The sequence below is a fragment of the Polaribacter sp. genome (genome assembly GCF_965656025.1).
Lineage (GTDB): Bacteria > Bacteroidota > Bacteroidia > Flavobacteriales > Flavobacteriaceae > Polaribacter.
In genome coordinates this window covers 1-6818 of sequence record NZ_CBFHJT010000027.1, presented here as the reverse complement: position 1 = coordinate 6818, position 6818 = coordinate 1, and the positions used below count along the sequence as shown (strand labels likewise).

At 29.6% G+C, this 6818-nt stretch carries 7 protein-coding genes, 1 tRNA gene and 2 pseudogenes; 9 read left to right on the top strand and 1 reads right to left on the bottom strand.

Annotation, left to right across the window (positions count from 1 at the left end; translation table 11 throughout):
- The 5 genes and pseudogenes from ACTG3S_RS06940 to ACTG3S_RS06920 all read left to right on the top strand — a co-directional run.
- Positions 1-558 (top strand): NADH:ubiquinone reductase (Na(+)-transporting) subunit D (locus ACTG3S_RS06940; RefSeq protein ID WP_439128634.1); only part of this gene is annotated, 558 nt, incomplete at its 5' end.
- A gap of 78 nt (positions 559-636) precedes the next feature.
- On the top strand, positions 637-1362 hold the full coding sequence (gene nqrE / locus ACTG3S_RS06935; RefSeq protein WP_439128633.1) for an NADH:ubiquinone reductase (Na(+)-transporting) subunit E: 726 nt from the start codon (positions 637-639) through the stop codon (positions 1360-1362).
- A 1-nt stretch (position 1363) separates the two neighbouring features.
- Positions 1364-2674: an NADH:ubiquinone reductase (Na(+)-transporting) subunit F gene (gene nqrF, locus ACTG3S_RS06930; RefSeq protein WP_439128632.1), complete on the top strand. Its 1311-nt coding sequence runs from the start codon at positions 1364-1366 to the stop codon at positions 2672-2674.
- A 152-nt stretch (positions 2675-2826) separates the two neighbouring features.
- Positions 2827-3234, top strand: a pseudogene (locus ACTG3S_RS06925) (proline dehydrogenase family protein); the annotation flags it as partial.
- Between the two features lie 397 nt (positions 3235-3631).
- Positions 3632-3715: pseudogene (locus ACTG3S_RS06920) on the top strand (hypothetical protein); the annotation flags it as partial.
- Between the two features lie 512 nt (positions 3716-4227).
- Here the strand turns inward: ACTG3S_RS06920 and ACTG3S_RS06915 are convergent.
- Positions 4228-4692: a Na(+)-translocating NADH-quinone reductase subunit F gene (locus tag ACTG3S_RS06915; protein WP_439128631.1), complete on the bottom strand. Its 465-nt coding sequence runs from the start codon at positions 4690-4692 to the stop codon at positions 4228-4230.
- A 125-nt stretch (positions 4693-4817) separates the two neighbouring features.
- Here ACTG3S_RS06915 and ACTG3S_RS06910 point away from each other — a divergent pair, with 125 nt between their 5' ends.
- From ACTG3S_RS06910 to ACTG3S_RS06895, 4 genes are all read left to right on the top strand, one after another.
- Positions 4818-5594, top strand: a complete 777-nt coding sequence (locus ACTG3S_RS06910; protein ID WP_439128630.1) for an alpha/beta hydrolase — start codon at positions 4818-4820, stop codon at positions 5592-5594.
- 52 nt (positions 5595-5646) lie between these two features.
- Complete coding sequence (locus ACTG3S_RS06905) at positions 5647-6102, top strand: retropepsin-like aspartic protease (RefSeq protein ID WP_439128629.1); 456 nt, start codon at positions 5647-5649, stop codon at positions 6100-6102.
- 21 nt (positions 6103-6123) lie between these two features.
- Complete coding sequence (locus ACTG3S_RS06900) at positions 6124-6576, top strand: GatB/YqeY domain-containing protein (protein WP_439128628.1); 453 nt, start codon at positions 6124-6126, stop codon at positions 6574-6576.
- Positions 6577-6629: 53 nt separating this feature from the next.
- A tRNA-Arg gene (locus ACTG3S_RS06895) sits at positions 6630-6703 on the top strand.
- The last annotated feature ends 115 nt before the right edge of the window (positions 6704-6818 follow it).

Here is a 6818-nt window from a genome sequence, read left to right as displayed (position 1 = left end):
TGTTCTGCATTGGCAATTACTGCAGAGTTAAAAGCCTCTTTAGTAATGGGTGTGGCTGTACTATTTGTTTTAGGTGTTGGTAATGTGGTAATCTCTTTAATGAGAAACATCATTCCTTCTAAAATTAGAATTATTGTACAACTTATTGTAGTTGCTTCTTTAGTAATTATCGTAGATCAAGTACTAAAAGCCTTTGCTTACGAACTTAGTAAAACATTAGCTGTTTTTGTAGGTTTAATTATTACAAACTGTATTATTATGGGACGTTTTGAGGCTTTTGCATTAGGTAATGGTCCTTGGAAATCTTTCTTAGATGGAATTGGAAATGCTCTAGGATATGCAGTTATTTTATTAATTGTAGGTTTCTTTAGAGAGCTTTTCGGTTCTGGGACTTTATTCGGAATTCCAGTTTTAGGAGACCCAATAGAAAAAACAGGTTTGTATGCTACGGGTTACGAAAACAATGGATTTATGTTGATGCCACCAATGGCTTTAATAGTTGTAGGATTAATTATTTGGGTACAAAGAAGTAGAAACAAAGCATTAATTGAAGATTAAAAATTAGTCATTAGTTCGCAGTTTTTGTTGATAATTGTATCTCAATAACCAGAAACTAAATACTAAAAAATAAAAAATATGGAACATATAGAATTATTTTTCAGATCTATCTTTATAGATAATATGGTATTTGCAGTATTCCTTGGAATGTGTTCATACTTAGCTGTATCAAAAAAAGTATCTACAGCAGTGGGGTTAGGAGCTGCAGTAATATTTGTTTTGGCAATTACAGTACCTCTAAACTGGTTATTAGATCAATATTTATTACAACCAGGAGCTTTGGTTTGGTTAGGTCCAGAATATGCAGATTACGATTTAGGTTTCTTATCATTTATCATGTTTATTGCAACCATTGCAACCATGGTGCAGTTGGTAGAAATTATAGTTGAGAAATTCTCACCATCTTTATACAATTCCTTAGGTATTTTCTTACCATTAATTGCAGTAAACTGTGCAATTTTAGGGGGAAGTTTATTTATGCAAGCTCGTGAAATCGAAACTCTAGGTTTGGCATTTAATTATGGGATTTCTTCTGGAATTGGTTGGTTTTTAGCAATTTTAGCAATTGCTGCCATCCGTGAAAAAATTAGATATTCTAGCGTGCCACCAGCATTAAGAGGCTTAGGTATTACTTTTATTATCACCGGTTTAATGGGTATTGGTTTTTTAAGTTTTGGAGGTATGTTAACTGGTGGAGATGAAGAAGAAAAACCAGCTACAAAGACAGAAGCTACAATTAAAAAAGTAGATGTAAAAGAAGAGCAAAAAGAAGAAATAGCAAAAAATACGAAAACCATACAATAATATGATATTAGCAGCAGGTACTACAGGAACTGTAATAGCAACAGTGGTCGCATTTTTAATAATAGCTTTACTATTAATAACTCTATTATTAGTTGTAAAACAAAAATTATCTCCATCTGGTCCTGTAAAGATCATGATTAATGGAGAAAGAGAAATAGAAGTTTCTTCTGGAGATTCTTTATTATCTACTTTAGGTAGTAACAAAATATTTTTACCATCAGCTTGTGGTGGAGGTGGAACTTGTATTCAATGTGAATGTCATGTAAATTCTGGTGGTGGCGAAGCGTTACCAACAGAAGTTCCTCACTTTTCTAAGAAAGAATTAAAAGAAGGCGCACGTTTAGCTTGTCAGGTTAAAGTAAAACAAGACATGAATATTTCTATACCAGAAGAAGTTTTTGGTATTAAGAAATGGGATGCAACCGTTGTTCGTAATTACAATGTAGCTTCTTTTATTAAAGAATTTGTGGTAGAAATTCCAGAAGATATGGGGTACAAAGCAGGTGGTTATATTCAAATAGAAATTCCTCCTTGTGAAGTAAAGTTTTCTGATATGGATATTACTGCGCACCCAGAAGAGCATGAAACACCTGATAAGTTTCAAGAAGAGTGGGACAAGTTTAAATTGTGGCCATTAGTAATGAAAAATACGGAAACTGTAGAAAGAGCTTATTCTATGGCTTCTTACCCTGCAGAAGGCAGAGAAATTATGTTAAACGTACGTATTGCAACACCTCCATTTGATAGAGCAAAAGGTGGCTGGATGGATGTAAACCCAGGAGTTGCATCTTCCTACATTTTCAACTTAAAAAAAGGAGATAAGTGTGTTATTTCTGGACCTTATGGAGAGTTTTTTATCAACGAATCTGATGCAGAAATGCTGTATGTTGGTGGTGGTGCAGGTATGGCGCCAATGCGTTCTCACCTATATCACTTATTTAAAACCTTAAAAACTGGTAGAAAGGTAACTTATTGGTATGGAGGTCGTTCTAAACGTGAGTTGTTCTACTTAGAGCATTTTAGAGAATTAGAAAGAGATTTTCCTAACTTTAAATTTTACTTAGCATTGTCTGAACCTATGGAAGAAGATAATTGGAAAGTGAAAAAAGATATTAACGATGAAGATGGAGATGGTTTTGTTGGATTTATTCACAACTGTGTAATTGATAATTACTTAAACCATCATGAAGCACCAGAAGACATAGAATTATATTTTTGTGGACCACCATTAATGAACAAAGCAGTTCAGAAAATGGGAGAAGATTTTGGTATTGCAGATGAAAACATACGATTTGATGATTTTGGTGGATAAATAAAGCCATATGCTGAATTTAATTCAGAGTCTAATAATTATAAAAAAGCCGATTCAAAATATTGAATCGGATTTTTTTATTTCACAAAAAACCTTATAAACTTAACATTTTTAGCTGGTTCATAGATAATTCTTATACTTTGTAGCTGTTTATGTATAAGAAAATATATTTCATACTATTATTTTTATCTTACGCTGGTTATGGCCAAAAGAATAATTTCCTTGTTAAAGGAGATACTTTTTACTTAGAGCTTAAAACAGATTCAGCATTAACATATTTTTTAAAAGGGTTAAAACAGTGTAATAATTGTTCTGAGACTTTTGTAGCTGGTTACTACCTAAAAGTTGGTAAACTTTATAAAAAACAAGAAAATCAACCAAAAGCATTATCTTCTTTTTTAAAAGCAGAAGAAAGTTGGATGCAAGATGCTGCAGATCAATTAATAGAGCTGCTAATGGAAACCTACAACAAAGACAAAGCCATCGTTTTTAGCACTTTGCAAATGTACAGGCATGACAGGCTTGAGTATTTAAAAGAAGGATTAAGGCTTGCACAAGAAATAAACTATTTACAAAGAATAGTTGATATTTCAGATTTGCTTTATGGCAATTCCATGAATTTGAGAAAGTACAAAGAGCCTGCAGATTATATGAGAATTCATTACGATTCCAAAGAAATACTATTTTTGAAAAATAATAAAAGAGAGTTAGATAAGTTTGAAGATGTTTACCAACTAAAAAAGAAAGATGAACAAATAGAATCAGATAGATACAGAATTAAAGTTCAATATTTTATTATTGGTACTTTTTTAGTTTTAATTGTGCTTTTTGTGTTTTTTCTAAATAAATCTTCTAGAGATAAAAAAACATCAACATACAAAAAAAGAAAATAGAAGAAATACTTGCTCAAAAAACGGTGTTACTTAAAGAGATTCATCATCGTGTAAAAATAACTTACAACTTACCTTTAGTGTTTTGTACTTGCAATCAAATAAACATGATAGCAAAAAAGTAACTGAAATGGTACAAGAGTCCCAATAACTAAAAAAATAGTAATTGAATAACAATTAATATGACAAAATAAGATGCAAGTAATACAGAAATAACCGGAAAACAAGCACTAAAAAAAAATAGGAAATTACGGTAACTACGCTAAATTAATAACTTTAGGAACTTACTTAATTTTAAATCCACAAAAAGCTCAGGCACAAAGCCCAGAAGCACCAGGAGTAGGTTTTTAGTTTTAAAAAAAACGGGGGAATATCATAAGTAAATCTATTTTTTTGAATAGATTTACTTTTTTGTGTTTTTTGAATCAATAAATAAGATGTTTAGAACAAAAATAGTTAATCTTGAGTTTTTGATATTATCTTAGAAATTTAAATAATTAAAAGAATGGCAAAATGCCCAAAAATGTTTTAAAATAAGAAAAAAAAATTTACAATAAGGGGATTTGTACCAATTGTTGTGTATAAAAATTGTTTCAATTTTAAAAAAAATATATTTGGATTCGCCTTTGGTTAAAAAACTATATTTTAAAAAAGAGTTCTCTTTTAAGACATTAAATAAGTATCTAAGTGATATTTTGGTTGGTTGTTTTCATATTCAAATAACTTCGAATAATCCATCACATTGGGTACATTATCTAACTTACATAAAAAAGCTACAACACTGCACAAACCATTAAATAAAACTTCTTTATCTGTTGGGTTTTGTGGCTTTTGGTTGTAATGGCATAAAGGGGTTTTAAACCCACAAGCTTCTAAAAAAATCTTTTCTATTTGTACAATTTCTTGTGGTGAATAACCATTAAATTTTCTACCTAAATTTTGGTGCACTCTACCTACATAACTCAATTCTAAAGAACCATGATCGTTAGATAAATGTTTCCAACTATCAAAATTATCTAAAATATTACCAACAGCACAAGCTGTACAATCTTCTGGGTTTAAGGTGTTGTTATGAAAAGCTTTGTAAAGTTTTACAAGCGCATTTTCTAATCTTTTAGGTGTATTCATAAGGTAAATAATTTATAGCAATCTAAAAATAGTAAATATTAAAGAGGCAATCAAAGTCAAGAATGTTAAAGTTTTTATTTAGAATCCTTAAAAATGATTAGTTTCGTGCTAATTAATTTTTAATAATGATTTATTTACCAATCTTACTTATAATTGCTTTTTGTATTTTCTTTTCTTTTTTTCAAGAGCAATTTATTTTTTTAAATGGTAAAAAACTGTCCAAAGATTATCTGTATAAATTTACCAATCCTTTTGAAGAATTATTTATAAAAAGTATAGATGATACCTTAATTAACGCAGTACATTTTCAATTAAAAAATCCTAAAGGAATTATTCTTTTTTGTCATGGTAATAAAGGTAATTTAACAAAATGGGGCAATAGAGTTTCTTACCTTTTAAATTATAATTACGAAGTGTTACTTTTTGATTATAGAAATTATGGTAAAAGTACAGGTGGTTTTAACGAGCAAAAAATGTATGAAGATGCATTGCAAGTTTATCAACATATAAACACAATGTATAGTGAAGATGAAATTGTAGTTTATGGTTATTCTATTGGTTGTACTTTTGCAACTAAAATTGCACAAAAAAACACCCCTAAACATCTAATTTTAGAGGCTCCTTTTTATAGCTTAAAAAAAGCAGTACAAAATGCCTTGTTTTTAGCACCTACCTTTTTATTAAAATATAAATTTAGCACTTATACATTTTTTAATCTAGTTAAAGTACCCATAACCATTTTTCATGGTAAAAAAGATAGTGTAACTCCCCTAAAAGGATCAAAAAAATTGTTTCAACTAAATAACAATCCAGCAAATGATTTTATCACTTTAGAGGAAGCTACACATCATAATATAAGAACGTTTAATTTATACAAACAAAAACTAGAAGAAATCTTATAGCTTGGTATTTTTAAATGTATTAAATTGTATTTTTGATTTCTTAAAACTTTTTATGAAACGTTTAGCAAAAATTTTAAAAAAGAAAAAGTACATCAAAATAAAACTAAAGAAAATTGCCACTAATCATTTAGAATTAAAAGCAAAAATAAACGGGATTAAAGGGCGTTTTATTTTAGATACTGGTGCTTCTAATTCTTGCGTTGGTTTAAATGCAATAGCACATTTTAATTTATTAGCAGAAGAAAGCGAAACCAAAGCAGCTGGTGCAGGTGCCACAGATATGGAAACTCAGCTTTCTGAAAACAATTATTTAAAAATAGGTAAATGGTCTACCAAAAAATTGCACCTAGTTTTATTTGATTTATCGCATGTAAATATTGCTTTAGAAAACCATAATGCAAAAAAGGTAGATGGTATTATAGGAGCAGATATTTTACAAAAAGGAAAAGCTATCATAGACTATAATAAAAACGTTTTGTACTTAAAAAAGATATCAAAAAACAAATAGAAATCATTAAAACACTACAATATGAGTTTACAAAAACAAGTAATGGATAAGATGAAAGAAGCGATGAAAGCAAAAGATACAGTTGCTTTACAAGCTTTAAGAGCTGTTAAATCTGCTTTTTTATTGGCAAAAACAGAATCTGGTGTTCAGGAAGAATTAACAGAAGATCAAGAACTTAAAATCATACAAAAACAAGTAAAACAACGTAAAGATAGTGCTGCTATTTTTATAAAACAAAATAGAGAAGATTTAGCAGCACCAGAATTGGCGGAAATTGCTGTTTTAGAACAATTTTTACCAGAAGCCTTAACAGAAGAAGAAATAGAAGGTGTTGTAATTGCAACCATAGACGATTTAAATGCTTCTGGCATGCAAGATATGGGTAAGGTAATGGGTATTGTTTCTAAAGAATTATCTGGACAAGCAGATGGTAAAATAATCTCTACATTGGTTAGAAAACACTTAATGAAGTAAATTTTAATATTTTCATCTTAAATGCTCCCGAAAGATCATTTTAATTTATAAAAGGCTCCATAGTTCAACTGGATAGAATATCAGATTTCGGCTCTGACGGTTGAAGGTTCGAATCCTTCTGGAGTCACAAAAAAACTCAAAATTGTAAAATTTTGAGTTTTTTTATGCCCATACAACTATAAAAGTACTAGAAAATTAGTTGTTTAAGACTGATAAAAATCATCTTTTAAAGTGAGATTTTT

Bases quoted from the DNA above. Each gene is read 5' to 3' on its own strand.
- nqrF (WP_439128632.1), top strand. From the start codon at position 1,364: ATGATATTAGCAGCAGGTACTACAGGAACTGTAATAGCAACAGTGGTC.
- ACTG3S_RS06915 (WP_439128631.1), bottom strand. From the start codon at position 4,692: ATGAATACACCTAAAAGATTAGAAAATGCGCTTGTAAAACTTTACAAA.
- ACTG3S_RS06900 (WP_439128628.1), top strand. From the start codon at position 6,124: ATGAGTTTACAAAAACAAGTAATGGATAAGATGAAAGAAGCGATGAAA.
- ACTG3S_RS06910 (WP_439128630.1), top strand. From the start codon at position 4,818: ATGATTTATTTACCAATCTTACTTATAATTGCTTTTTGTATTTTCTTT.
- nqrE (WP_439128633.1), top strand. From the start codon at position 637: ATGGAACATATAGAATTATTTTTCAGATCTATCTTTATAGATAATATG.
- ACTG3S_RS06905 (WP_439128629.1), top strand. From the start codon at position 5,647: ATGAAACGTTTAGCAAAAATTTTAAAAAAGAAAAAGTACATCAAAATA.